Source organism: Phocaeicola sp. RTP21359st1_B8_RTP21360_211022 (genome assembly GCF_040911965.1).
GTDB lineage: Bacteria > Bacteroidota > Bacteroidia > Bacteroidales > Bacteroidaceae > Phocaeicola > Phocaeicola vulgatus.
This window is the reverse complement of sequence record NZ_JBDFXP010000111.1, coordinates 1-2027: the sequence shown is the minus strand read 5'-3', so window position 1 is coordinate 2027 and position 2027 is coordinate 1. Positions and strand designations below refer to the sequence as shown.

Here is a 2027-nt window from a genome sequence, read left to right as displayed (position 1 = left end):
CGAACAGTACTTTGCAGGCGAACTTTAAACAATCTGTTACGATTATAAATGTCTCTTTCAAAGATGAAGTTTTAATGGGACAATTAACCAGATCTGTTTCTGTTACCTCAGGTCATTCAGCGACTTACACTGTTTATGGTGTTGAAATCACAGAACGGGAAGATGATAGAGGAAATTACGACTCTTGGGAGGAAAATTATACCTTTGCAGTCACATCGGGATCTCCAGCATCACGATTGGATAGTTATGACAGATATAACGGTGAGGTGTCTGAGAGCATGACCAGCAAAGAAAAATCATTCACTTTGGTTGTGGATGGTGTCACTGTTTGCTCCAATGAACCTATTTCAAATGTTGGCAAAGTTGATAAGGTAATTGGAAACTATAGGTATATTTTTTGATCTAATTTCGCATTACAGATGAGGTTATGTCAGTGTTTTGACACCTCATCTTTCTCTGCCAAACTATTGGATACTTAAAATAGATTTTCACAATGTACTGGCAGTTATGAACGGCAACATAAAAATTAAAAAGAGCAACTGTTCATCTCGGACAGTTGCTCCTGTAAAAACGGTTCAATATTAGTAAAAAACGACAATCTTTATGAATGAAATTATTTATAAAGACCCTGTATCTTTTGATAAGAACTGTTCTCTTCTTATGAGGGCAAATTCAGTTCTTTATCAAGAAAGACGCAAAATATATTATTTCAGTATTTCACCTTTCTCATTGAAGAACACCGTACTTTCAGCTCCCTCCTTGTCTGTCAGAACAACCTGATAAGTCTTGCTGCCATCCTCTGCCGCTTCCACCGCCGCTTCCTTGACGGTTGATTCCGCAAAATTTTTGGCAATTGCTTCCGTTACCGCTGCCGGAAGGTCTTTCACTTCAATAGGGGTGAAATCATTTACTGCCATGACTGTTTCAACACCTGAGGTCAAATTTTCGGCAAATGCCACTGTTGTTCCTAATCCCATTACCAATGCTACTGCAACAAAAAATTTTTTCATAATCTTATATTTTTAATGGTTATTGTTTTACGATAATGATAGGACAATTCCCATGCCAAAAGAATATTTATTCTGATTATCAGTCAATTGTCATTTTTTTATTATGTAAAAAATGGAAATAATCCTCATATAGTGTGGTCTGATGTAGAATGTTTCCACACTTATAAAAATAGGCAGGAATTCCGCCTATTTTGTGCGTAAAACCAAAATCTGTTGCACATTAACTTCTGTTACAGGTCCTTTTTTATTTTGTATGACAAGATAAAGGCTATCATAACAAGAGGCTGTCAAGTCATTTTTTTAAGACAGCCCTTGTATTTTATCTGATAGTGGGCATGAATACAATGTTAATAGTTATATCCTTTGTCGCTGTAAATGAATATGAACCGGCTGATGTCTGGGAGTATTCCCCAAGATCGTCCAAAGCCTGCCATCCGGTAGTAAAGAAACCTCTCAGATAGTTATATCTCCAGCGGTCACCTTCTCCCGGTACGGCATAATCCGCACCATCCGCATATATTGTTACCCGGTCTCCATATGAGAACTCACGGGTTTGCTGACCGGAACTCAGACCGGTAGCAGAAAAGCCAATTCTGAAATCACCGTGCGTATACAAGGAGAAAGAATTGTTACTCCACATGCCAGTCTGTATAGTCACCTTTATAGGATTGTCCGCTTTGAAATCGTATACGAATCTGCTTCCATCAGGATAACGGCTGTAATCATTGTACGTAAATAAATATTGACCATATTGTCCGGAGGGTATCCCGTTGCCATTCACATACCATTCATCCTCTCCATATTTCCAACCGGATTCCGGCTCTGGAGATATCAGGTAACCACCTCGTTCCAAGTTTTCATCATCCGGTGAAAGATTCAATACTATTTCTGAAGCAGATGGCAGCAATGTGGTTTCACCACGTTCATCAAAGACATCCAGTTTGCCTCTTCCTGTCCGGATGGAGAAATAGAACGTTTTACCGGCTTTTGAAAAGTTCGCCTGCAAAGTACTGTTCG

At 39.0% G+C, this 2027-nt stretch carries 3 protein-coding genes; 1 reads left to right on the top strand and 2 read right to left on the bottom strand.

The genetic code is table 11. The features are described 5' to 3' along the window. Window positions 1–401, top strand: a 401-nt coding sequence (locus tag AB5062_RS22610; protein WP_227194303.1) for a hypothetical protein, incomplete at its 5' end; no start/stop codon positions are given. A gap of 303 nt (window positions 402–704) precedes the next feature. On the opposite strand, the gene AB5062_RS22605 is transcribed toward AB5062_RS22610, so the two are convergent. Together AB5062_RS22605 and AB5062_RS22600 are read right to left on the bottom strand one after the other, a co-directional pair. Next, window positions 705–1010 (bottom strand): hypothetical protein, encoded by a 306-nt coding sequence (locus AB5062_RS22605; protein WP_005841735.1) that lies wholly within the window; start codon window positions 1008–1010, stop codon window positions 705–707. 319 nt (window positions 1011–1329) lie between these two features. Further along, the coding region (locus tag AB5062_RS22600; RefSeq protein WP_227194305.1) for a hypothetical protein at window positions 1330–2027 on the bottom strand (698 nt) is incomplete at its 5' end.

Coding starts and splice junctions, on each gene's coding strand:
- AB5062_RS22605 (WP_005841735.1), bottom strand. CDS start 1,010: ATGAAAAAATTTTTTGTTGCAGTAGCATTGGTAATGGGATTAGGAACA.